Here is a 24,947-nt window from a genome sequence, read left to right as displayed (position 1 = left end):
GTAAAGTAATTATATGAAAAAGACTACTCTATCGCTGCCACCACACAGTAATGGCGTTACCTTGTCACTTAATGAATTGGTTCACTATAAGAATCATTCATTACAGTGGCTACCGCCGTCTCAATCTGTGTGGTCAAAAATGAATGGCAGCCACCAAAGCCGACAAAAAGGCCGCGGCATGGATTTCTCAGAAGTACGTCAATACCAACCGGGCGATGATATTCGCTCGATTGATTGGCGTGTGACTGCGCGTACTGGTAAGCCTCATACCAAACTCTACAGTGAAGAGCGTGAGCAACCAACCATGCTGTTTATTGATGTCAGCGACACCATGCGTTTTGGCTCTCAACTGCTGTTTAAATCAGTACAAGCTGCGCATTTTGCCAGTTTATTAAGCTGGATAACGCTCGCAGCAAAAGATCGCGTTGGTGGGATCATCTTTGATGGATTATCGACCTTTGATTGTAAGCCCTCTTCTCGTCAAAAAAGTGTGCTGCAATTTATGCAATCTATCATTGAACAGCATAATACCAACAGTGGCTCTGAGCCTTTGGATACTGCGCAACAAGCCAGTTCGTTTGCCAACGGGTTAAGCCAGTTGCAACGATTATGCCCTAAAGGCAGTGAGATTGTGATCATCAGTGATTTTTATGCCCTAACCGATGAATGTAAGGCTATCTTCAGTCAATTAAGCAAACACAACCGTTTACAGTTTGTAATGATTAGCGATCCGCTTGAGCAAGGTTCAACTCGCTTTAATGGCACTGAATATGTTTCTGATAACAAACGTTCTGCATGGTTAGACTTTTCGTCATCATCGACCAAAAAAGCGTTAGAGCAGCAAGCCAATCTTCATAAAGCGTATGTGCAAAATATGGCGATGCAATTAGGTATTCAACTGCACTGTTTATCCTCAGGCTTACCGTTATTATCGCAATTGACGTCTTCACAAGATCCATCACACCAAGATAAAGGAGCCAAGTAATGTCTTTATCTTCAACCCAACAAGCACCAGCAAATAACGTATTGCCATTAGCAGATATTCATTTACCTGCCGCACCATCGTGGGGGCTATCTCTCACGGGTTATGGACTCATCGTCTGTGTGTTATTACTGGTTATTGCCATCGTTTGGTTTATATATCGTCAACGTCAAAAAAGCGTATTAAAACGACTTGCCTTACAACAGTTATCGCAGCTAACACCACAGCAAACCAGTGACATTGCGCGTTTATTAAAACAAGCCGCATTAAGTCACTTTCCTCGTGAGCGCATTGCCTCACTTCATGGATTAGCGTGGTGGCATTTTGTTGAGCAGCAACTACCCGTGAAAAAACAGGCCAATGTTCATTTCTCATCTCGTGCAGAAATGTTAGAGCTAACTTTATACGGACAACAAGCATTATCAGAAACCAATCAACAACGTTTCTATGATGATGTGCGTTATTGGCTATCTCATGCTTTACCAGTAAAAAAAGTAATGGCAACAACATCAACAAAAGGACATCAACATGCTTGAATTCGTTTGGTGGTGGGCATGGTTTTTATTACCTATTCCCTTCCTGTTTTACTTTTTTGTGCCTGAAAAAGACATAGGTACCGCTATTCACCTTCCTCGATTACCAGATCAAGGAGAGTATAAGCAACCAAATAAACGCATCAATATTGGTTTATTGTCTGTGGCTTGGCTGTTATTGATTGCGGCCTTAGCCCGTCCGGTATGGTATGGCGATCCAGTTGATATTCAGCCAGAACACCGTGACATGATGCTAGTGGTCGATTTATCTGGCTCAATGGCCGAAGAAGACATGAAAACCGAGAATGGGGATTTTGTTGATCGCTTAACCGCGGTTAAAAAAGTCGTGTCTGATTTTATTGATGAGCGTAAAGGCGATCGTCTTGGGTTAGTACTGTTTGGTGATCACGCTTATCTGCAAACCCCACTCACCTTTGATAGAAAAACCGTCGAAGAACAACTTGACCGTACCGTTCTTGGTTTAGTCGGACAAATGACCGCCATGGGTGAAGGCTTAGGGCTAGCGACCAAAACCTTTATTGAAAGCAACGCCCCACAACGAACCATTATTTTATTAAGTGATGGCGGCAATACAGCCGGAGTACTCGAACCATTAGAAGCAGCGCAACTTGCCAAAGACAATAATGCCAAGATTTATACGGTCGGTATTGGTGCGGGTGAAATGCAGGTTCGTGGTTTCTTTGGCAAACAAACCGTCAATACCGCGCGTGATTTGGATGAGAAAACACTGACTGAAATTGCAACCATGACAGGTGGACAATATTTCCGTTCACGTAATGCCGATGAGTTAGCGAAGATCTACCAAACCATCGACCAACTAGAGCCCATTACTCAAGCAACACAAACCTGGCGACCACATGAAGAGTGGTTCCGCTATCCGTTAATGGGGTATCTGTTTTTCTTCTTTATTATTGTGGGAGTAAGAAAGCGTCATGGCTAATTTTACTTTTCTCTATCCGCTGTGGTTTTTAGCCCTTATCCCTCTTGGGGTATTGGTGCTTATTCAACGTAAAAACAAAAACACCACAGGGCTGATTGCACCGCACATTGCCAAACAATTGGGAATGACTCAAAAGACACAAGGCAATGGCTTTACGCTTGGCTTAGTATTCGCGTGGTTATGTGTTACTACTGCCCTCGCAGGTCCTAGTTTTGGTTATAAAGACTCACCAAGTTTTCAGCTCTCAGGTGCGCGAGTGCTTGTGATGGATATGTCTCGCTCTGTGTATGCGACCGATATAAAACCAAATCGTTTAACTCAAGAGAAATACAAAGCGAAAGATTTACTGCCTTATTGGAAAGAAGGCATGACGGGGTTAGTCGCTTATGGCGCGGACAGTTACTTAGTCAGTCCGTTAACTGAAGATAGCCAAACGCTCAATAACTTAATCACTAACTTATCGCCAGAAATCATGCCTTATAAAGGGAAAGGCAGTAACTTGTTAGCGGCGGTTGAGCAAAGTATTGAGATGATGACTAAATCAGGCCATCAGCAAGGTGACATCATTGTTTTGACTGATGGAATATCAAACCAACAGCTCGATAAAGTGATGAGTCGCGTTAAAGGCACCAAATGGCGAATCAGTTTATTAGGCATAGGAACTAAAAATGGCGCGCCAATTGAGTTGCCATCAGGTCAGTTGCTCACCGATGCTTCAGGTAAAACAGTTGTCGCGACACTGGATTCAGACCCACTAGTCACACTGGCACAAACAACTAATGGTGTGGCTCAACTTATTCAATCAGATAACAGTGATATTGAAGCTATTGCTCGCTTAACTAAAACGCCAGTAGAGCAAGTGACACAGAACAGTGATAACCAGGTGAACAGTCGTGCCAATCATGGTTATTGGCTACTTTTCCCATTGGTACTGTTCTCACTGCTTTGCTTTAGAAAAGGAATGCTCTTAGCGCTTCTATTGGTGTTGTTGCCAATTGATAAATCTATGGCAAGTACAGACGTATCAAGTCACTTAGTTTCTGATGATTACAGTGCTCATCAACAATTTAAGCAAAAGGACTATAAGGCAGCAAGTGAGCAGTTCAAATCAAAACAATGGAAAGGAGCTGCACAATATAAGGCTGGAGATTATAAAGGCGCGATTGAAAGTCTAACCGGTCTTGAAGATACTCAATCTCAATACAATCTTGCGAATGCCTTGGCGCAAAATGGTCAATTGGAAGAAGCGAAAGAGAAGTACGAGTCTTTACTAAAAACCGATTCAGAGATGAAAGATGCAAAGAAGAATCTTGATATCGTCAATAAAGCGCTAGAGCAAAAACAGCAAGAGCAAGACGATAAGAATAAACAATCGGATAAAAATAAAGACGACAAACAAGATAAAAAACAGGATAAACAAAACCAAAAGAATAAAGACAGCAAAGACGGCTCTGAGCAATCTTCAGATTCACAGGACTCACAATCTCAAGATTCACAGCAGAATCAGCAGAATCAGCAGAATCAGCAGAATCAGCAGAAAAATGAATCTCAATCTGATGATAAATCACAGTCTGATAAGCAAGATAAGTCAGAGGGATCTTCTCAAGAGCAGCAACAAAAAGAGCAAGCTAAAAAAGGACAAGAGAAGAAAGACAAAGAGCAAGCAGCACAAGCTCGTGATGAGAAAGATAAGCAACCTAAATCGGACGAAGAGAAAGAGCGACAAGCTCAAATGCAATCACAACAAGCAAAAGCAGACAGTGACGCCATTAAAACCGATCCTCGTCTACAAAAATTAGAACAATCAGGCGCAAAAGAAGATGAACTGCTTCGTGCTCTATTGTATCTGCAAGCAAAACAGCAAGAAGCACCACAAGCTTCTGAGAATGAATGGTAATTTTAATGAGTATAAGACAAATCAGTCCCTACTCTACTGTAAAGAGTTCGACAGTGAAGGCTTCTATGAAAAAGACAGCGCTAATAAAGAAAGTGATCTTATTTACGACCTTATGCGTGAGTGGTATTTCGGCAAGTTACGCTCAAGCCATTGCAACAGTTAGTAAAAACCAGATCACTGAAAACGAAATGATTCAATTAATGGTGTCTGTCGATAAAAGCGCAGATCAAAGTAAATTTGACCCAAGCCAACTCGCGCCTGATTTTCGCAGTGGTCAAGTCAGCTTTGGTAGCTCACGTTCGCTAATGAATGGTGATTACAGTGTACAAAGTCAGTGGACGGTTTCTATTGCCCCAACCAAAATGGGCACGTTAACCATTCCGAGTATGGATGTCGCAGGTGAGCAAACTAACCCAATAACGATTCGTGTGACTAAAGATGCGACCGCCCCAAAAAGCAGTGACGTAATCAAAGTCAGTGGTGAGTTAACCAAGGATGAATTATATGAAGGCGAAACCGCTCAATTTAATGCCAAGATTGCTATTTTTGCAGATATTCGTCGTTTAAAAGATCCAAACATCATTACACCACAAGGAGCTGGTATTGAGTTCTCTCCTATTGGAGAAAGCAAGCAGTACCAAACTGTGATTGATGGAATGCAAGCAACCGTAGTTGAACAAGCGTTTAGTGTGAGTGCAAATCAAGCAGGCCAATTAAGCTTTGATGGTTTGGCTTTCACTGGTGGCTTAGTACAAACTGATCGTTATGGCCGTAGTACTAAATTAATTCCACTGAACGTTAGCCCTAAACAGTATCAATTAACCGTATTAGCAAAACCCGCGGATTTCACAGGGACTTGGTTACCGACTACGGATTTAAAATTAGGGCAACAATGGTTAGTTGATGGCAAGCCACTAACAAGTACCACTGTAGAAGCGGGTACTGCCATTACTCGTCAAATCACGCTAATGATGGCAGATGTCCCACCAGAGAAATTACCAACGCTTGATATTAATTATCCTAAATCGGTTCGCATGTACGATGAGAAACCCGTAATAGGTAAAGACAGCCAAGGAAATAGCGTGATGACCATTAAACAAGTGATCATCCCTCATGCCGATGGTACGGTTCAATTACCCGCGGTTTCGATTCAATGGTGGAACAGTAAAACACGCCAGTCTGAGGTGGCAAAATTGGATTCATTGGCATTAACAGTGACCCCAAGCACTCAAATTATCGAGCAAAAGATCGAGAGTCAAACAAATGCTCAACCTAAGAGAATAGTAAAACGTGAAGTTGATCATGTTTTTTGGCCATATACAACGTTGGCTTTTGCTCTTTTATGGATATTAACAGTAATTGGTTGGTATATTAGCCGAACAAAAGGACACACTAAAAGCAACAATCTTGAAGGCAATAAAGTGATCATTGCCAATGGCAGTAAAGCTCTTATTTCTGCACTTGATAACAATAATATAATTCTTGCACACCAAATAATCTCAGATCATCATGAGCAATGGCGCAAGCAAGGTATTGATATTGTTGAAGTTAAAGGATTAACAACCAAACTAAGTCAGCAAAAATACGCAAAAAATAGAGATAATAGCGCTGAAAAACAAATTATTAGCGAGATTAAAAAGAAATTAACGACTCTTAATAAACCCTTTCAACCTGATGTAGAACTTGAAAGATTATAACGGTTTTTAATTTCACTTAGCGTCCTTTCATTAAGGCTCGCGAGCTCGTCTCGCTGGCCTTTTTTATACATTGAATTCTGCTAGTCACACCTACTTTTAACATTATCTCTATCTTATTATTTACATTACTCTTTATTCATTAAACAAATTAAGCGTCATATCACATTACGTCCTACCCTACGCAAACGATCCCCCTCAAATATTCATATAAAAAAGCATGAATAATCACACAATTTTTTATTTTTGATTGACATCTATCTCATAAAACTCAATTATCAATACATCAAATGTTCACTACCATCGCATTTGCTCAGTATCATCTGAAACGGTGGCAGCGAGACGGATTTTCAAAGAAGATGCTCAAGCAGCATGTGATCAGTAAGGGTAAGTAGTATGACAACTAAATTAGAACAACTTCGTAAACTAACAACAGTAGTAGCAGATACCGGTGATATTGAAGCAATCGCAAAATACACACCAGAAGATGCAACCACTAACCCTTCTCTAATTTTAAAAGCAGCTCAAATCGCAGAATACGCACCACTGATTGATGCTTCAATCGCTTATGCAAAAGAGCAAAGCAACGACAAAACACAACAAGTGCAAGATACGTGTGACATGCTCGCTGTGAGCATCGGTAAAGAAATCCTTAAAGTAGTACCTGGTCGTATCTCTACTGAAGTAGACGCTTGTCTTTCTTACGACACTGAAGGCAGCATTGCAAAAGCTCGCCAACTGATCAAAATGTACAACGATGCTGGCATCACTAACGATCGCATTCTTATTAAACTGGCTTCAACGTGGGAAGGTATCCGCGCTGCTGAAGTACTAGAAAAAGAAGGCATCAACTGTAACCTAACACTTCTTTTCTCTTTCGCTCAAGCGCGTGCATGTGCTGAAGCTGGCGTGTTCTTAATCTCTCCTTTTGTTGGACGTATCATGGACTGGTACAAAGCAAAAGAAGGTCGTGATTTTGAAGCATCTGAAGATCCAGGCGTTATCTCGGTTGCTGGTATCTACAACTACTACAAAGAACATGGCTACAACACAGTAGTAATGGGTGCAAGCTTCCGTAACATTGGTGAGATCCTTGAACTTGCAGGTTGTGACCGTCTAACTATCAGCCCTAACCTACTTCAAGAGCTTGAAGAAGCAACTGGCGAAGTGGTTGAGAAACTGATTGATACAAACGGCAATAAAGAACGTCCTGCTGCAATGACTCACGCTGAATTCTTATGGGATCACAACCAAGACCCAATGGCTGTTGAGAAACTGGCTGAAGGCATCCGTAACTTTGCGGTTGACCAAGGTAAGCTAGAAGACATGATCGCAGCTAAGCTATAAAACTAGAAACTAGAACGCTTCGCTACTAATAAGAGCAAAAACAATCACGTTATAAGTAACACTCTCAACGTGCGTATTCCATGCTCTTATCGTTTCTAGAAGCGAAGCGCCTATAGTTTCTAGTCGTCACCATATTCAAATCGGGTTGAACCTCTCAACCCTTCATTTTCAAATATTCGAGTTAATCATTATGAATCGTAAACATTTAGCTAATGCTATCCGTGCTCTAAGCATGGACGGCGTACAACAAGCAAATTCTGGTCACCCTGGCGCACCAATGGGCATGGCTGACATCGCTGAAGTTCTTTGGCGTTCACACCTAAACCATAACCCTGCAAATCCTGAGTGGGCTGATCGCGACCGTTTTATTCTTTCTAACGGCCACGGCTCTATGTTGATTTATTCTCTGCTTCACCTAGCAGGTTATGAGTTACCAATTGAAGAGCTTAAAAACTTCCGTCAACTGCATTCTAAAACTCCAGGTCACCCTGAGTACGGTTATGCACCGGGTATCGAAACAACAACAGGTCCTCTAGGCCAAGGCATCACGAATGCAGTTGGTATGGCGATGGCTGAAAAAGCATTAGCAGCACAATTCAATAAAGAAGGCCACGACATCGTTGACCACTTCACTTATGCATTCATGGGTGATGGCTGTCTGATGGAAGGTATCTCTCACGAAGCGTGTTCTTTAGCGGGTACTTTAGGTCTTGGTAAGTTAGTTGCTTTCTGGGATGACAACGGTATCTCTATCGATGGTGAAGTTGAAGGTTGGTTCTCTGACGATACACCTAAACGTTTTGAAGCGTACGGTTGGCACGTAATTTCTGCTGTCGATGGTCACGATGCTGACGCAATCAATGCCGCTATCATCGCAGCTAAAGCAGATCCTCGCCCTACTCTGATCTGTACTAAAACTATCATCGGTTTTGGTTCTCCAAACAAACAAGGTACACACGACTGTCACGGTGCTCCACTAGGCGCTGAAGAAATTAAAGCAGCGAAAGCACAATTAGGCTGGGAGCACGGCGCATTTGAAATTCCGCAAGAAGTTTACGCAGAGTGGGACGCGAAAGACGCAGGCGCAGCTAAGGAAGCGTCGTGGAACGAGAAATTTGCAGCTTATGAAGCAGCATACCCAGAGCTTGCAGCCGAGTTTACTCGCCGCGTAAACGGTGATTTACCAAAAGAGTGGGAAGAAAAAGCATCGGCAATCATTGCTGATCTTCAAGCTAACCCTGCAAACATCGCTTCACGTAAAGCTTCTCAAAACGCACTAGAAGCATTTGGTGCTATGCTACCTGAATTCATGGGCGGCTCAGCTGACCTTGCGCCATCTAACCTAACTATGTGGTCTGGTTCTAAGTCGCTTGAAGCAAACGACTTCTCTGGTAACTATATTCATTACGGTGTTCGTGAATTTGGTATGACAGCTATCATGAACGGTATCGCGCTACACGGTGGTTTCGTACCATACGGCGCAACGTTCCTAATGTTCATGGAATACGCTCGTAATGCTATGCGCATGGCTGCACTGATGAAAGTGCAAAACATCCAAGTTTACACGCATGACTCTATCGGTCTTGGCGAAGATGGTCCAACTCACCAACCAGTTGAGCAGATCGCTTCTCTACGCCTAACACCAAACATGAGCACATGGCGTCCATGTGACCAAGTTGAATCTGCAGTTGCTTGGAAACTAGCAATTGAGCGTCGCGATGGTCCATCAGCACTTATCTTCTCTCGTCAAAATCTTGCACAACAAGATCGTGATGCAGAGCAAGTAGCTAACATTGCTAAAGGTGGCTACATTCTTAAAGATTGTGAAGGCCAACCTGAGCTAATCTTTATCGCAACAGGCTCTGAAGTTCAGCTTGCGGTTGAAGCGGCGGCTCAACTAACTGCTGAAGGCAAAGCAATACGTGTGGTATCAATGCCAGCAACTGATGCATTTGATAAGCAAGATGAAGCTTACCGTGAATCAGTACTTCCATCAGCAGTAACAAAACGTGTTGCTATTGAAGCGGGTATTGCTGACTTCTGGTACAAGTACGTTGGTTTCGGTGGCAAGATCATCGGTATGACAACGTTTGGCGAATCAGCACCGGCTGAAGAACTATTCAAAATGTTTGGTTTCACTACTGAAAATGCAGTGAAAACAGCAAAAGAATTGTTAGCTTAATCACTAAATAAAAAGGAGCTACTCGTATTTAACGATTGGCTCCTTCAAAAAAAGCCCCATTATCTTACATAGATATGGGGCTTTTTAATGTCGATAGATAATTTAGTTTGCTAATACTTTGGTTTTATATCTATCTGGTTCTGTAGAGTTTTCTGGCAACGTTTTAAAACGTTTATGTAACCACATCCATTGAGACGGTTTTTTCTTTATTAAGCGTTCGATTTCCTGATTAAGAACCGTCGCAGCTGTAATTGCATCTCTACGTGGGATCTCTGCACTTAAATCATCACCCACTTCTAAAGTATAATGCCCAGCTTCTCTGATACTCGTTCCAGACATCACTGCACATTTCGTCATATCAATTAAAAAGCTTGAGCCTGTTGTTGTTGCTGCTTCTTGAACCGCAAAGAATGGAACAAAAACAGAGTTACGTCTCCCATAATCATGATCAGGCAAGTACCACAAACGATTACCAGACTTAAGCACTTTAATCATGCTTTTTACATCATGACGATCAATCATTTGATGGCCTTTACGCGTGCGCCCTCGGTGCTGAATAAACTCATAAACAGGATTACTGTTCGCACGATACACACCATAGCCAGGAGCAAAAAGACTAAAAATACGAGCTGTCATTTCTAAATTTAAAAAATGACAACAAACAACAAGCACACCTCGGCCCTCTTTTTCTTGCTCTAAGATCTTATCCTTACCAATAATAGAGATATGACGCTTAACTCGCCAATCAGGCCAGAACCAGGCCATTCCCGTTTCAATCACTGCCAAGCCAGTATTTTTAAAATTTTCAAGAACCAACTTTTCTATTTCGACGGATGAATACAGAGGAAAACATAACATTAAATTCTTTCTGGCTATATCTGCACGCTTCTTTAAAAAGTGTTGAGACAAACGACCAATACCACCACCTAGAGCTTTAAGCATAAAAAAAGGAAGTGCGTTAACTAAAAAGGCAAGAAGAGAAAAGGATAGCCACACTAACCAATATTTTGGAGACAACAGCGCCCATGAAAATTTAGGACTTGGAACTGTTTTCATTTTTTAACCTTATTAAAACTAAGACAACAGTCATAGTAATGCAACAAAAGTGTAATTTTAGTAGAAAATGATAGATAGCTCAATTTAAGTTTATCTAATTTGAATAATTTAATATGATAACTTATATTGAAAAGATAGGTAAGCATATTACCTATCTTGTGGAAAGTATGACTTCACTCGAATAATGACCAAATATATAATATTAATTATTTAACATCATCATTATTTACAGTTTCATAAATTTCTTTTAATAACGTTGACTCTATATTAACCAATCCATTAGAAAGATGTATATAATTACCATCTGTTACACTTAGTAATATATTCTTTCTAATTAATTCACTTTCTTTAGATTCTTTATTTTGAAAATGAAAATGTTGTATTTTTTCATAGACCATTTCTGATATTTGGTCTATTTGCTCTTGAGTTAAACAAACACGAGACATTCCAACTTCAGGTCTATAATTCTGAGATAATACTTCTAATCTTAATTTTTCAGTAAAGAGTTCATCTAATTTTGAACCTTCAAAAAACGTATAATATGGAGGTGTTAAAAAACAAGGAACACCATCTGAACGTAGCTCCAACAAACCAAGTATTTCAAGAGATCTTAAATAAATGTAAATACTTTGCTCAGATAAATCAGATTCTTTAGCAACCTCTTCAACCAAACGCCCTTTCACATGAACTTCATAAAAGAAATCATATAGATAAGGATGATTAAAAAACACCTTATCTAGAACTTCCGTCCTCGTTCCCTCTTCTCTATTATGAATATCTCGTGCGATTTGAGAAAGTTCTTCTATATTCGTATTTAATACCGTTGCATATTCCATTAGTTTATCTATGCCTATAGAATTACTATGAAAATGACGTTTTAATGTCGATATAGGAACATTAACTCTTAATGACAATTCATTATAAGTTAGATTATTTTCCTTAAGTTTAACTCTTAAAGCATTTAATAATAGACTTGCACAAAACCCCATAACTACTTCCTTGCTGTTATTAAGCGATTAAAATAACGTTACTGTATATTATTCATAATTACTAGCTTAGTTTCATTATTTGGTGTTATGAAACTCAAAAAATAAAACCTTACTATCAATAAATGTATAACCTGTTGCGTATTTACCGCGTCAAAGGTTACAAATATGTTACATCGTCAATATTATGACGAGACCATAATTAAAATAACAATGTCAGTTTCTGCTCATAGATGAGCATTATTAATACATGGAAGTCACGCATGCAGACAAGAAAAATAAATGTGTCAGTGCTGTCTAGCTTTATTGCCTGCACTTTAGCACTAGTACACCCAGCATTCGCTGATGAAACAAGTGAATCTAATGACATCAAAAAAGAAAGCATATCATGGGGCGGGTCCTTATCCCTAGGTTACGACAGTAACTTTTTCCAAGAGTCGGATTATCGTTCAAACAGAGCGGTTTCATTCCATGGTTCACTTTATTTAAGCTTTTGGGATAATTACTCCCTATATGCCAATTCTGGAGGCTACCGTACTTTACAGTATGCAGAAGCATATTACTCAACAGACACAGTTATAGGATTATCACGTTCGTCATTATTCACTTTTGGAGAGTCTGGAAAAGTAGGAATGAGCGGTCAATTCTCAATCCCTACTTCTGAATTTTCACAAGACAGCCATTTAAATACTGCTTTTAGAGTTCAAACCCCAATCTCATTTAAGCTTTTGGATATTAATATGACTGTCGCGCCTAGGGTACGTAAAAACTTTCACCAATATACAACCTCTCCTACTGGAACCGTGAATATCTCTTGGGGATTATCACTGCTTCTCTCTGCAAGTTATTCTTATGATGATGCTTTTTTCTTTGCATCAGCACTGGGCGGGACCTCAATCAATTACAACGGTCGATGGGCTGACGGCTACAGTTATGGTGGCAGTTTTGGGGCTGGCTATAAAGTACTCGAAGACTTATCAATTTCTTTAACCTTTGCTTCTTCAGGCGTATACACGGATGCAGCGCAAGGCACTCTAGGTAGCTTTGACATTTTTGATGAAGCCAAAGCAACTTACTCACTTGGAATGACCTATTCATTTTAAGGAAGAACAATAAAAACAGGATGTTAATGTATGAATTATAGAAAACTTTCCCTAACAGCAGCAATCGCTGTTGCCCTTACAGGTTGCGCTCCAGAAGAACAGGAATACGATACACTTGATAAAGACTTAACCCAAGTTCAGGTGCAAGATCTCCGCGTAGAAGGTCGCTGGTTCTATGCGCCAACTACAGGTGCTGCACCTCGCTTTGCCGTAACACAGTTCCCCTTCTTACAAGGCATGGGAAGATACGTTGAACTTTGTTTTTCAGATGAAGGGTTAGAAGTTCGTGGTTACGATAATAACAATCCGGACCTTTCCCTACCAAAAGATAAAAATGGATTCTGCTTACCACAAGATCAAAATAACATTGGTTCAGATGATCAAGTCAACTTTCCTCATGTTATGACTATCCCTGGCACTTATGCTAAATATCAATGTCGAGAAGACAATTACGGCGACTGTACTAACACAGAAGAGAAAGATTCAGATCCAAACCTTGGTAATACCACCTTTAGAAATAATACCCACTTTACGCCAAGTCCTGAATCGACACTAGTGAGTGATTTAAACTGGGATGAGCTGTATGGAACCAAAGATGGCCTAACACCACAAGGTTCACCGGAAGTAATCTCTTGGGAGTTTGACCCGAAAAAAGGTGTATTAAACTTTGAACTTGAACAGACGTTTAAGATCAACTTTGACAAACTATCTCGCTATATGGATTGGTCAGCAATGGAAGAAGAGATGGCAAAAGGCTCATTTAAATCTCGCTTCTATTACTCTCTCGTTCATGAAAGTCACGTAGCCTCTGAAGATTACACACCTATTGTTTATCCAGATGGTGATGACGATGATTTCGGCTTCTTCACTACAACAACCTTAAAGCTTGACCCTATTACTAATAAATACAATGATATAACCTATCTTAATCGTTTTAATCCATCAAAAGGCAGCATCGACTATTACCTTTCTGATAATTTCTTTGAAGATAAAAATAAAATTTATCTTGATGCTACTATTGAAACCATTAATAAAATGAATCTCACCCTTAATGTCCTTGAACCAAATAGTGGAAAACCCTTCGTTAAGATTGTAAATAAAACAGAAGGTATGGGTGTTCATTCAGGTGATTTACGTTATAACGTGATCAACCTAATCGATGAACCTCTTGATAATGGCCTATTAGGTTATGGCCCATCTATTGCTAACCCTAGAACTGGGGAAATAATCAAAGCACATGTAAACCAATATTCGGGCGTAGCTCGTACTGGTTCTTCATACTATTGGAATAATTTAGTTCGTCTATACAACAACAAACAATTAGCAAATGTAGATTATTTTGTTCCTGTAGATAGACCTATCGTTCCTGATGAAACACCAGCAGAAGAAGAAACTGTTGAAAATCAGCAAGTTCAACAAGCTATGAATAATCAAGTGGTTAGACAACTTGAAGCAAATCGAATTGTAAATGAAGATCTTTATGGTTCTCAACTAGCTCAATACATTGAACCAATTCAGGACAATTATTCTCTTCCTCCTATTCAACTAAATCACCTGAACCCGGTTCATGATCACTCTAGTTTTGAAGATGTAGCTAAAGCGGATATGCAACGACTCCAACTTTGGTCAGAAAATAGTGTATACCCTGTTGAAGCAATGTGGATCTCAGCCACACAAAAAACTATGCTTGAAAATCTGAATTTATCAGACGCTTATTTCACCGAAGTTTATGATGGTGATTATCTACAAGCCAAAGTATTGAAAAAATGGAAGCAGCTATCTCCTGAGCTACAAAGAAAAGCGGCAGATATGCTTACTATCACCACTTACACTAATACCTTAGTTCATGAAATTGGACATAACCTTGGTTTACGCCATAACTTTAAAGGCTCTAACGATTCAAATAACTATCTATCGCCAGCACAAGCTGAAGCATTAGGCATCAATGGTATTCCTGCTTATAGTTCAACAATGGATTACGCACCAAGTATGTTTGATGAGATCCCTACGTGGGGACTTTATGATGTCGCTGCATTTAAATTTGCTTACGGACGAAAAATAGATGTAATAGACTTTTCACCATCACCACAAGTAGATAAACCAGAAGATCTTATTGAGCAAGCATCAGAGTTCATTGCCCCTGATGATCGTGAATTAACAGAAGAAGAACAAACGCAATTAAATGCATGGGAAAAAACTCAAGCCATCCTTGATCAATACGGAACGTGGAATAATTATTTATACGCTCACAACGAACAAACAGAACAGTATAATAGCTATCAAAACTTTGCCTCTAGTGGCATTGTGGCTCACTTAAGTACAGATAATCCATACATCACATGTACAAAAGTTGAACCACTTGGAGATATCAATAGTGATGGCTCTGATATGTCTAAATATACTTGTGATTTAAGTAAGTTTGACCAACTGGCATTACAAGAGCATCAAGCGGATGCCGTTAAATATGGTGTTATGCATTATTTTAAGCAAGTTGAAGACCAAAATGTTAGTAGCAAATTTGAACGTGTTGATTTTGACTTCTGTACCGATGGAAATGTCAGCCTGAATAGTGACTGTAACCGTTTTGATGAAGGTACAAACTTAGAAGAAATCGTTCTTTATAAATGGCAGCGTTACCTTGATAACTATGAAAATACAAACGCTGGGATCTTAAGTGACTCAGGATTAACAACGAATAATTATATCCGTTACATTCAAAGTCGTTTTTCATTCATGAACGAAATTCGAGAAGTCATCGAAGATACCGAACTTCAAGATAACTTTTATTCTGAATTAGGATACACAAGACCTACCGATAAACCGCTCGATTTTTTTGGTTTCATTACTGAATCTGATTGTCGAATTGGTAAGAAAAACGATTTCTGGTATTGCGAATACGGAAATGCGACAAAACAAGCCGCAAGTTTCTTTTTAAATATATTAAAGACTCCAGAACATCAATGTATTATCGAGACAAAAGAGAGTACAGATCCTGAAGCCACAGTCATCAAGAGTCAACTTGTTTCCTTTGGTGATTATTTATCATTAAAGCTAAGACGCCACATACCCGCAGACTATGATATTTCTTCAGCCTCTTGTTTTGATGATGTAATCCAAGAAGCAATCGCAACAATAAACGATGATCAAGATACAAGGAACTTCACTCAAGCAATACTGGAGACCAAAGATGGTAAATTTTTAAACTCAGTAAGTAGTTTTTCTCCTGATAATAACTACTCTAACTCAGTATCAACATTAGGTATTTGGCCAGACAAAGCTTTATCTTCATACTTCTTAGCTCGCCGATATACTTTACGCTACACTGATGAGCCAAGCTTTGCGGCACTTATGGATTGGCCAGGAGTTAAACAAGAGTTTGATAATATAATGGAACACTTGGTTGCAGGCACTCCACTTGCGTCACCAGTTGAAATGGTGAACAGTAAAGGTGAAACAATAATTCCTGAAATACCAGTAAACCTACATTTTACTGATAAATTGGAAGCTTTACCTCCAATGCCATGTGGTATTACTGATTTTTTGAATATATCGTGCACTGCCCGAGCAGACATACCTTCGATGCTAATAGCAATGGCTGCAAATAATATACACTCAACCGATTATGATGTTCGTGAACGTTCTCTTAGTCAATTTCACAGTTGGGTCAAAGAGAGAGAGCACTACTATCTACCTGATGAGAATATAACCTTCGTATTAAATAATAAAAAATACGCAGCGACAGAAGAAAATACCCTTGCTTGGAAATACGCTCATCAACTAGAAGCACTCTCACCAAGTGAATTAACAACGACATTAGCCGCATACACAAGAGATGAATTACAAACGGTTCTTAATTCATGGGATAAGTTCTTAAATATGACAACTGTATACCAAACTATTGTTGAATTTAAAAATTATGAATTAATTCAAACAATGGCAACTGAAGTAAAACCAGTCGTCGATCAACTATATGTATGGGGTTTCGACACATTAACGAATGACGCGCTAAACTATGGTATTAATACCGTACTTAGTAACTTGATCGAAAGTGGCGTTCTCACTCAGTTAGAAAATGGAGATTTCAAAGAGGAAGCGACAGGCAATGAATATCCTATAATTGACATTATTAATGTGACTGTTTACCTTCAACTTATTTACAATAGAGATCCTGATAATTTTGAATTGGTTCAAACTGTTGCCAAGAATTATCAAGAGCAAATAGAATCGGCAATAGAGCCACGAGATATAACGTTGTGGGAACAAGATCCTTTGTTAATTAAAGCCTACTTAGATAATGATTTCCGTGTAATTGACAATAACTATCAAAAAATAAAAGAGACTTTAAATAGACTTCCTACCGTAGTGATGCGCCATTAGGAACATTTTGCACAAACAAAAGCCAGCATAATCGCTGGCTTTTCTTCATCTCAAACAATAAGAATCTAAAGAACCGTAATCACATCTTCAAACGCTTTGCGAGACTTAGGTAAGGATGCATTATAATCTTCACTTGCATGATGATAACCAATCGCTAAAGCAACATGGCACTCATACCCAGCGAGTTCGCCAGAAAAAATCTCATTCAATAATTCAGAATCCACCCCTTCCATTGTTGTTGAATCGATGTTTAATCGAGCTAACGTATGTAGAGCATTGCCTAACGCTAAGTACACTTGAGGTTTAGTCCATGCTTTATGTTGACCATTCTCATCACAATTTAATTCAACAAATTTAATTCAACAAATTTAAATGAACCAAATGCCGCTTCTTTTTGCTCTTCAGTGATTCGTTTATCTTGCACCGCTTTATTCAATACCAGTTCGTAATCATTACGTGAATATGTCAACTTATTAGCAAACAAGATCACATGAGAGCACGCTTTAATATGGTGCTGATTAAACTGATGCATGTTAGCAAAAGAATCATGCATCCGTTGTTTTGCTTCCTCAGACTCGATAACAACAAACTTCCATGGTTGAGAGTTAATTGATGAGGCAGATAGGCGTAATGCTTCTAATAATACAGCAAGATCATCTTGAGATATTTTTTTACTTGGGTCGTATTTCTTCGCGGTATAACGACTTTCTAAATCATTAATAATCTCATGTTTCATAATCATTCACCTATTATCAGTTCAATTCAGTTAAAACTTTAGTAATACGAGTGTACACACCAACGCTAACGAGTCAATTTACTCATCAATCGTGACCTTATTACGTCCACTTTCTTTAGATACATACAACGCAGCATCAGCACGCTTATAAGCATCTGTAAACGAAACATCATTAGCAATAACTCCCCCCAAAGAAATAGTTACGGGAATCCCTTTTATCTTTTCCTTTTCAATAGCACATCGAATGTTCTCAGCTTTTTTTTCTAATACTTTTTGAGACAAAAGATCAAACACAATAATAAATTCTTCACCACCCCAACGGATCGCGATATCTTTAACTTGGATATTATTTAAAATTCGGTCAGCGACTTCTTGAATCACATCATCCCCTTTCTTGTGACCATAGGTATCATTGATACGCTTGAAATGATCAATATCAATTAAGAGCAATGAATGAGATTTCATTTTTTGTAATCGTTTTTCATAATAGTCACGACGATAAAAGCCAGTCATACGATCAAACTGTAGCAAGTATTTACGGCGATTAAAGTTCAATATTAAAAAATAAAGTGTGAAAGAAAATAATAAAGATGGGAATAATACTACTTTAACGATATCAACCAACTTGATCCCTAACGTGATTTCTTCTTCTGAACAAGGTAAAAATAATGATTTTTTATAGCTACTTCCTACGTCATGACTATTAATAACCGTGTTATATTTATCATTAAATTGAGTCACCATATCTGAAAGCAAAGACGCTTTAAGATCAATTACTAACAGTGAATCTAAATGTTTATTATTATATATAGAATAATAAATCGAGCGTACTTCTTGATTAGTTTGTTGTTCAATGTACTTTTCAGTTAATTTTAAATTACACCCATAAAAAGATTGATATGTTGCATTAAGACTTTTCTTATCAACAATATCTTCTATCACATTTTCATGATTAAGCCCTTTAAAAAACATTTCATATTGTTTTCTAAGAGGGTCAAAGTGCATGTAGTTAGAAGGATTTTGGAAAACAGCAACAGTCCACACATTATTATCAACTAACTTCTCCAACTCGACTCTTAACTTCCTGATCCCTGGAGACAATACCTTAACTTGGCTATCATGATTAACAATAATACTAACGTTATTTCGGTCATAATTTCCCTTTTCTAAAAATGTTGAATCAGTATTATTATAATAAGAAGAAAAACGGCGAGTTATGGAATAGATATCTTTATAATCCTCAACAACACTCCGCTCTAACCGACTTAAAGATATGACATTAAAGAAAAAATAAGATATTGAAAATAAGGAAATAATCACACACAGTATCTTTAAAAAAATAGAGATACCTTTCGTTATTTCCTTTTTTTGTCTACTTAGCATTTGTTTTCCATCACAAAAAAGAATCCAATATATAGTAAGAAGTTATCATATCAACGTCGAATCTCATAAAAAGAGATAGCCTCTCGATTTTGAGACCAAAAACGAAATTAGATAACAAAATCATCAATTGTCTATATACATCAACAACATCCCATCAGTCATTAATTCAGAAAACCAATACTTAGCTTTAAAAAAACAAACCATTATTACTTGCAATTTACAAAAATGATTATTTTTACATTCGGAATGATATTAGTGATTTTTCTGTGAAGTTAATAGATTTTCTATTAAAAAATATATGCTAGGGTTTTATTCACTAACTAAAAAAGGAGAAGGATTATTATGAAACCTGAATTTGTGTACAGCGTTCCTGAAGAATTAGGTTCAACCGGCCAAGCTACAGCAGAAAGAGAGGCTGAGGCACTTTACTCTGAATTAACGGACAGGGGTGCTAGAAACATGACAGAAATTAAAATTGAAATAAAAGACATGAATGTCATTGCAAGTTGGGTTATAGATGGTGAAAGGTATTATAATAACTAATCCCTAGCCTATAAAAAAAGGGCCGCAAAAATGCAGCCCTAAAATTTGTCTTATCCCTCTAAAATAAATATTACCGTTTATTCGAATTTCACCACCGCAGCCTAATGCAAGACGAGATAAGTCACCGGCATGAGTACTATGAATGATGCAGTAATTGCCGCTTGCTTCCGTAATCGCGGTTAAATCCCCTACTGTTAACTTATGTGGTTGTTCAGGGTTTAACTTGTTACGTAGCATTGTTGGGTTTATTCCACACTGCTTTGCTACTTGTTCCATGTTTTCTGAATCTGCAAATGCGTAACATGCATTGTCAAAAGCATTTTGTTTAGGCTCACGTAAATCGCACATTGAGCTATTCCTCTATCTGTCCGATACTCAAATGACAAAACCAAGGGAAACCAGAACTACGATTGCAACGATGATTTCCAATGTTGTTGGTTCGTTTTGGTTTGATTGGTTAGCCATAGCGTTAACCCAAGTAGCTAAGAGCTTCACGAGTAGCAAGCTCTTGCATTGCAATTACGTTTACTAATGGGGTTTCTTTAGGTAGGTCTTTCTTTTTAAGGATCAATTTACCTTTCTCAGCCCAATCTTTAAGAGTGCGTTTTGTCATGCCTGAGTGACGAGAATATTCGTCCAAAGTCATAAATGGTGCAGTAATTACTACTTGAAATGACAACATGATGATATCCTTTGGAGTTGATAAATGTTTAACACTGTACTAATGAGTTACACCTCATTAGTCATTAAAATGAATACTAGGTGATCATTTGAATGAATGCAAGCACAAAATAGAACCATTTGAATACCTTGGTGGCCGAGATTTCACGTCAAAGCTAGTTGAGGCCTTAGGTTTAGAGCGTTTCAACCAATTAACTGATGTTCTTGGTGTGAATAAAGGAACGATTTCAACATGGCATACTCGCGGTATGACTCCATTTGAATTAGCTGTACGTGTTCATTTGAGTGAAGGCGTATCATTGAAATGGTTACTTCTTGATGAAGGAGAACCATTTGACGACAATTCTCAAATCCTAGTTTCGAACAAACAAGAATCTAAACGAATCTTTAATATTGATTGCTTTGATATTTCAAAGGGCTTACTCACGCCACTAAAACAAATTTCATTTGATAAGATCTTATTAGATGAGATTGGTGTATTGAATGTAATGGCAGTCAAAACAAGCAATTCAATCTATTTGGTAGATAAAGAAAACCGCCAAGCGATTAATGGAAAGTACTTAATTGATATTGATGGCGTCCTATCGCTCAATGAGTTGCAACGTCTACCGGGTAAGAAGTTAGCGATCAGTTTTAATGGCTCAACTATCAATGTTGAAGAAGATGATATTAAAGTAATTGGTCGCGTAGCAATGGTGATGGGCAAGGAATAATCGACCACAACTTCGCAAAAATGCCAATTTAAAATGTTCTTTAATGTACTGAAACGTTCTTTATCGGTTATCATATGAAAAAAGATAACCATAAAGAGCTAGGTAATGAATAACGAATTTATCTGTGTATACATAAGCCAGAGAATGCGCTTAAGTGTGCAGCACTTAACAAACCCATCACTGCAACAAAACTCCATTGGTGAAACGACCTATATTCAAGGTTGGTGCGATAAAATCTCAGCACCTAAGACACTAATCCCCTCTCGCGTACTGAAAGAATACGGCACGATTAAAGAAGCATCTGTTGGCTTTCAAACATTCAAAGAACAATTTGAATCTCAAGGTTATGAGTTCAATGTCCCACAGCCAACTCGTTTATCCAGTCCTGAAACCTTTGATGTCTGCTTTAGTGGGTTTGGAAAAGCTGATAAAGCAGAATTAATGAACCTTGCCTCATCTCACTCTATGGAAATTCGCAAAAGTGTAACCAAACACTTGGATATGCTTTGTTATGGCTATAACGTTGGAGCAACTAAGTTAGCTAAAGCCTTAGAGCAAGGTGTAATGATTTTAAATGCAGAGCAGTTCAAGAACTTTATAGAAACAGGTGAAGTGCCTGATGATGTAGAGCAAGAAGAGATCAAGTTATAATGAAGTATCAAATAGAGAAACCTTCAACTCAAGATCTTTTTGGAAGTAAAGGCCATGAAAATACTGCTTTTGCGATTAAAGATACAATTGAAAACCACTCAAATATTCACCTAATTGGATTAGAAGGTGAATTAGGAGCAGGAAAGAGTACTGTTTTAAACTTATTAAAATCACAATTAGATACTAACAAATATAAATTTATTGAATTTGATGTCGAAAAATATCATCACTCATCAACAAAGAGTTCTCTCATCAAAGTCGTATCTACTGAACTTAATAAATTATATGGGAATGATCGTGAGATAAGTAAAAAAATAAATGAAGCTAAAAATTTAGCTTTAGGTAATACATTCTCATATGAAAAAAATGTTAATAGTAAAATTCATTGGATAACATTACTTTTTGTCATTTCATTATTAATGATGGTTCGTACATTACAGCCTGCATTAAATTATTTTTTTGAGAAAGACAATACGCAATGGTTTAATCTTGAACATTTACTATCTTTATCATTAGGCTTTTCTCCTTTAATCATAGCAGCCTTTTTAATTTTAGCGCCTAAGATAACTAAATTTACTTGGGTTCCAAAATTTCTAACAAACTTGATAAAGAACCTACCTCCTGTGGGCAATGCTTTAAAAAGAAACTCCACCGATACGATTAGCGAAACTTTACTTGTAAATAAAGAAGTTAGTAGTATCGAACTAGAAAATGCATTTACTCAATTCATTCAAACTATTCCACAAAATGAAGTAATTATATTAATTGTAGATAACCTTGACCGTGTAGATAGTAAAAAGGTTAAAGAGATATGGAGTGATTTAGAGGTATTTACCTCATTAAGTACAGAAAATTCATTAACCATAATTGTGCCCTACTCGGGGAGTCATATCTCAATAGCATTATCAAGTGACAAAGATAAATCTGAAGATTCAACGAAAAGTGGGCAAGAATTTATTTCAAAACGCATGCCAGTAATTTTTCGAGCACCTCCTATTGTATCCGCTGGTTGGCGAGAGCCATTTTCAACATTTTGGCTTGAGACTCTAATAAAAAATAAAGGTAAAGATGCAACAAGTGACTTAATTGATCTTTGGTCTTCGACATTAGAAAGTGGGCAAGTGACACCAAGATTCTTAAAAAAACATATTAATGATATTGCTACAACTTTATTAAGTAATACTATTTCATCCCCTGCTCCTGAATCATGTTCTGCATATATACTTATATGTAGAATTAACAATATACCTGTAACTACATTTCTATCTTCAATAATTGATGATAATCATCAATTTAGAAACAAACTTGAAGCAACAAAGAGAATCTTAAGACGCTATGTAGGTAATGATAATTGGATTACAGAAATTATGTCCATACATTACCAAACAGACAAAGATATAGCAAAAGCAGAACTATTAATTGAACCAATGAAAAGCGCGATTAATCAATATGATGATTATGAAATATTAAGTTTATCAAATATTTATGGTTTTGATGTAGAGTTTAGAAAATATATAAGAACTGTTGAGTCCTATGATTTAGTCAGATTACTTGATCTTATCATTTACCATAGAGATTATGAAAATAAAGATGAAGACGACAAAAAATCAAGAACTGCTTGGGCTGAATCTTGGTTAGAAGATATCAACTTTTCATTACTTGAGAGCAAAAATGATACCCATATTGATAACTATGATGAAGATCTAATATCATCATTTAATAATTTAATATCTAGTGGCATTGATATAAATACAATCAGAATAGAAAATGAAATGGAACATTCGTTGAAAAGCTTACCAATATACTTTGAACAAGATGATAAAGAACAACTGAATCTGACAAATGTAATATATAACTATTCATCTATTGTTAATAAAATACCTAAACGTGTTAGTGACTATAATGATGACTTTTTTTCATATGTCCTATGGCCAAATAGAAATAAATTCCCTAAATGGGACATTGTTAAAAACCTAAAATCAAATAACAATAGCACAATAAAATTCATTGATGATAATCAAATGCATTTTGATATGTTAGACTACTTCAAAGAAATATCAAAATTCAAACAAATCACGAATGATGATATATATAAAATTAAAACGACGACGTTAGAGCTTTTAGATTTTACAGGTGACTTAGCATATATTTTGCCATATACAAGTGACTGGTACAATAAAAACGAAATCCAAGGTATAGTTTATGATTTAATCGAAAAAGTAAATTTAAATGAGGATGATAATTATTGGCTATCTATATTGCTAGCTTATACAGTTGAAAATAATGCATTCTCTAGTCAATTCAAAATAACTAGAAATAGTAATAGGCAGCAAATAATTTCAGAATATATCACTGAAAAATTCGACTATGAAAATAAAGATAATGAATTATTACTAAAACTATTTTCTTACTCTACGTCTTCAACAAAAATAATCAACGCCTACTCAGACGAAAATTTAAAGCCATTAATTCGTGATATCGTCTTAGATTTAATTGATAACTCAAAAATTTATAGCCTTAATATAAATGATTGCTATATTGAAAAATATGATTTATACAAAGAGATAATAAACAATCCATTAGATCACTTAGCATGGTTATCAGTATGGTTACCTCATGGATTAAAACAATTTGAAGAATGGCACCCTGATTTAATAGAAGACATACTAAATTGTAATCAAAACAAGTTCCTTGACTCAGTTTGGGGATTATTAAATGAAACTCATAATACAGAATATTGGAATAATATTATAAATAATGTATCAAATGAACATAAATTCATTTATTATTTTAATGAAAAAAACAAAACTTTAAAAAAACCAAGCATCATAGCCGATGCTATAATAATCTACCTTGAAGGTATTGAAGAAGAATCTGAAATTAGCAACATAATTACTCCATTAATATCGATGTTACCTAAACCAAGTACAAATCGTGTAATAAATAATGTCAATAGATTAATGTTAGACCGTACCTTACCTATAGATAAAAAAATACTCTTAATAAACACATTCGGGAATGATATTAAAGTACAAAACCAAAACAAAGAGAATGTACAAGACCAAATATTGCTAATTGCAGAAAAAATTAATAATCAACTAACTTCCGGTTGGCTAACTAAT

At 37.3% G+C, this 24,947-nt stretch carries 18 protein-coding genes and 1 pseudogene; 13 read left to right on the top strand and 6 right to left on the bottom strand.

All coding sequences use genetic code 11. From position 1 onward, the window contains the following. The first annotated feature begins 13 nt into the window (after positions 1 to 13). The 7 genes from BTO22_RS13000 to tkt all read left to right on the top strand — a co-directional run bounded on the left by BTO22_RS13000 (position 14) and on the right by tkt (position 9,596). Positions 14 to 985, top strand: coding sequence for a DUF58 domain-containing protein (locus BTO22_RS13000; RefSeq protein WP_105055898.1), 972 nt, complete (start codon positions 14 to 16; stop codon positions 983 to 985). Next, entirely contained in the window at positions 985 to 1,518 is a 534-nt protein-coding gene (locus BTO22_RS12995; protein ID WP_105055897.1) for a DUF4381 domain-containing protein, read from the top strand. The genes BTO22_RS13000 and BTO22_RS12995 overlap by 1 nt, the downstream gene beginning before the upstream one ends. Further along, positions 1,511 to 2,476 carry a vWA domain-containing protein gene (locus tag BTO22_RS12990; protein WP_105055896.1) on the top strand — a complete coding sequence of 322 codons (966 nt, stop codon included), beginning with the start codon at positions 1,511 to 1,513 and terminating at the stop codon, positions 2,474 to 2,476. Before BTO22_RS12995 ends, BTO22_RS12990 begins: the two co-directional genes overlap by 8 nt. Next, positions 2,469 to 4,373, top strand: coding sequence for a vWA domain-containing protein (locus BTO22_RS12985; protein WP_105055895.1), 1,905 nt, complete (start codon positions 2,469 to 2,471; stop codon positions 4,371 to 4,373). The genes BTO22_RS12990 and BTO22_RS12985 overlap by 8 nt, the downstream gene beginning before the upstream one ends. Before the next feature lie 65 nt (positions 4,374 to 4,438). Then, positions 4,439 to 6,070, top strand: a complete 1,632-nt coding sequence (locus BTO22_RS12980) for a BatD family protein (RefSeq protein ID WP_258132585.1) — start codon at positions 4,439 to 4,441, stop codon at positions 6,068 to 6,070. Positions 6,071 to 6,463: 393 nt separating this feature from the next. Beyond that, on the top strand, positions 6,464 to 7,414 hold the full coding sequence (gene tal, locus BTO22_RS12975) for a transaldolase (protein WP_105055893.1): 951 nt from the start codon (positions 6,464 to 6,466) through the stop codon (positions 7,412 to 7,414). Positions 7,415 to 7,604: 190 nt separating this feature from the next. After that, a complete protein-coding gene (gene tkt / locus BTO22_RS12970) occupies positions 7,605 to 9,596 on the top strand; it encodes a transketolase (protein ID WP_105055892.1) in 1,992 nt (663 codons plus the stop codon). A 102-nt stretch (positions 9,597 to 9,698) separates the two neighbouring features. Here the strand turns inward: tkt and BTO22_RS12965 are convergent, their stop codons facing one another. Both BTO22_RS12965 and BTO22_RS12960 read right to left on the bottom strand, forming a co-directional pair. Continuing rightward, the gene (locus tag BTO22_RS12965; protein WP_105055891.1) at positions 9,699 to 10,652 is read right to left on the bottom strand and encodes a Kdo(2)-lipid IV(A) acyltransferase; all 954 of its coding nucleotides are present in this window, start codon (positions 10,650 to 10,652) and stop codon (positions 9,699 to 9,701) included. 206 nt (positions 10,653 to 10,858) lie between these two features. Further along, entirely contained in the window at positions 10,859 to 11,641 is a 783-nt protein-coding gene (locus BTO22_RS12960; RefSeq protein ID WP_105055890.1) for a helix-turn-helix domain-containing protein, read from the bottom strand. 260 nt (positions 11,642 to 11,901) lie between these two features. Here BTO22_RS12960 and BTO22_RS12955 point away from each other — a divergent pair, with 260 nt between their 5' ends. Next, a complete protein-coding gene (locus tag BTO22_RS12955) occupies positions 11,902 to 12,741 on the top strand; it encodes a hypothetical protein (RefSeq protein WP_105055889.1) in 840 nt (279 codons plus the stop codon). A gap of 30 nt (positions 12,742 to 12,771) precedes the next feature. Beyond that, positions 12,772 to 17,118, top strand: a complete 4,347-nt coding sequence (locus BTO22_RS19860; protein ID WP_146107540.1) for a zinc-dependent metalloprotease — start codon at positions 12,772 to 12,774, stop codon at positions 17,116 to 17,118. A gap of 65 nt (positions 17,119 to 17,183) precedes the next feature. On the opposite strand, the pseudogene BTO22_RS12945 reads toward BTO22_RS19860, so the two are convergent. Next, positions 17,184 to 17,854: pseudogene (locus tag BTO22_RS12945) on the bottom strand (NAD(P)H-dependent oxidoreductase). 78 nt (positions 17,855 to 17,932) lie between these two features. Next, positions 17,933 to 19,237: a GGDEF domain-containing protein gene (locus BTO22_RS12940; RefSeq protein ID WP_105055888.1), complete on the bottom strand. Its 1,305-nt coding sequence runs from the start codon at positions 19,235 to 19,237 to the stop codon at positions 17,933 to 17,935. 342 nt (positions 19,238 to 19,579) lie between these two features. Here BTO22_RS12940 and BTO22_RS12935 point away from each other — a divergent pair, with 342 nt between their 5' ends. Next, on the top strand, positions 19,580 to 19,780 hold the full coding sequence (locus BTO22_RS12935) for a hypothetical protein (RefSeq protein ID WP_105055887.1): 201 nt from the start codon (positions 19,580 to 19,582) through the stop codon (positions 19,778 to 19,780). A gap of 3 nt (positions 19,781 to 19,783) precedes the next feature. On the opposite strand, the gene BTO22_RS12930 is transcribed toward BTO22_RS12935, so the two are convergent. Together BTO22_RS12930 and BTO22_RS12925 are read right to left on the bottom strand one after the other, a co-directional pair. Continuing rightward, positions 19,784 to 20,128, bottom strand: a complete 345-nt coding sequence (locus BTO22_RS12930; RefSeq protein WP_105055886.1) for a phage regulatory CII family protein — start codon at positions 20,126 to 20,128, stop codon at positions 19,784 to 19,786. Between the two features lie 121 nt (positions 20,129 to 20,249). Continuing rightward, positions 20,250 to 20,462 (bottom strand): hypothetical protein, encoded by a 213-nt coding sequence (locus BTO22_RS12925; protein ID WP_105055885.1) that lies wholly within the window; start codon positions 20,460 to 20,462, stop codon positions 20,250 to 20,252. Positions 20,463 to 20,550: 88 nt separating this feature from the next. Here BTO22_RS12925 and BTO22_RS12920 point away from each other — a divergent pair, with 88 nt between their 5' ends. The 3 genes from BTO22_RS12920 to BTO22_RS12910 form a co-directional block, all read left to right on the top strand. Continuing rightward, the gene (locus BTO22_RS12920; protein WP_105055884.1) at positions 20,551 to 21,174 is read left to right on the top strand and encodes a phage repressor protein CI; all 624 of its coding nucleotides are present in this window, start codon (positions 20,551 to 20,553) and stop codon (positions 21,172 to 21,174) included. A gap of 105 nt (positions 21,175 to 21,279) precedes the next feature. After that, positions 21,280 to 21,825: a hypothetical protein gene (locus BTO22_RS12915; RefSeq protein WP_105055883.1), complete on the top strand. Its 546-nt coding sequence runs from the start codon at positions 21,280 to 21,282 to the stop codon at positions 21,823 to 21,825. Beyond that, positions 21,825 to 24,947, top strand: a 3,123-nt coding sequence (locus BTO22_RS12910) for a P-loop NTPase fold protein (RefSeq protein WP_105055882.1), incomplete at its 3' end; no start/stop codon positions are given. The genes BTO22_RS12915 and BTO22_RS12910, both read left to right, overlap by 1 nt.

Origin of the sequence: Aliivibrio sifiae (assembly GCF_002954705.1) — a bacterium.
Taxonomy (GTDB): Bacteria; Pseudomonadota; Gammaproteobacteria; order Enterobacterales; family Vibrionaceae; genus Aliivibrio; species Aliivibrio sifiae_A.
This window is presented reverse-complemented; position numbering and strand designations above follow the sequence as displayed.

Coding starts and splice junctions, on each gene's coding strand:
- BTO22_RS12965 (WP_105055891.1), bottom strand. CDS start 10,652: ATGAAAACAGTTCCAAGTCCTAAATTTTCATGGGCGCTGTTGTCTCCA.
- BTO22_RS12990 (WP_105055896.1), top strand. CDS start 1,511: ATGCTTGAATTCGTTTGGTGGTGGGCATGGTTTTTATTACCTATTCCC.
- BTO22_RS12915 (WP_105055883.1), top strand. CDS start 21,280: ATGAATAACGAATTTATCTGTGTATACATAAGCCAGAGAATGCGCTTA.
- BTO22_RS13000 (WP_105055898.1), top strand. CDS start 14: ATGAAAAAGACTACTCTATCGCTGCCACCACACAGTAATGGCGTTACC.
- BTO22_RS12955 (WP_105055889.1), top strand. CDS start 11,902: ATGCAGACAAGAAAAATAAATGTGTCAGTGCTGTCTAGCTTTATTGCC.
- BTO22_RS12925 (WP_105055885.1), bottom strand. CDS start 20,462: ATGTTGTCATTTCAAGTAGTAATTACTGCACCATTTATGACTTTGGAC.
- BTO22_RS12935 (WP_105055887.1), top strand. CDS start 19,580: ATGAAACCTGAATTTGTGTACAGCGTTCCTGAAGAATTAGGTTCAACC.
- BTO22_RS12980 (WP_258132585.1), top strand. CDS start 4,439: ATGAAAAAGACAGCGCTAATAAAGAAAGTGATCTTATTTACGACCTTA.
- BTO22_RS12930 (WP_105055886.1), bottom strand. CDS start 20,128: ATGTGCGATTTACGTGAGCCTAAACAAAATGCTTTTGACAATGCATGT.
- BTO22_RS12995 (WP_105055897.1), top strand. CDS start 985: ATGTCTTTATCTTCAACCCAACAAGCACCAGCAAATAACGTATTGCCA.
- tal (WP_105055893.1), top strand. CDS start 6,464: ATGACAACTAAATTAGAACAACTTCGTAAACTAACAACAGTAGTAGCA.
- BTO22_RS12960 (WP_105055890.1), bottom strand. CDS start 11,641: ATGGGGTTTTGTGCAAGTCTATTATTAAATGCTTTAAGAGTTAAACTT.
- tkt (WP_105055892.1), top strand. CDS start 7,605: ATGAATCGTAAACATTTAGCTAATGCTATCCGTGCTCTAAGCATGGAC.
- BTO22_RS19860 (WP_146107540.1), top strand. CDS start 12,772: ATGAATTATAGAAAACTTTCCCTAACAGCAGCAATCGCTGTTGCCCTT.
- BTO22_RS12940 (WP_105055888.1), bottom strand. CDS start 19,237: ATGCTAAGTAGACAAAAAAAGGAAATAACGAAAGGTATCTCTATTTTT.
- BTO22_RS12985 (WP_105055895.1), top strand. CDS start 2,469: ATGGCTAATTTTACTTTTCTCTATCCGCTGTGGTTTTTAGCCCTTATC.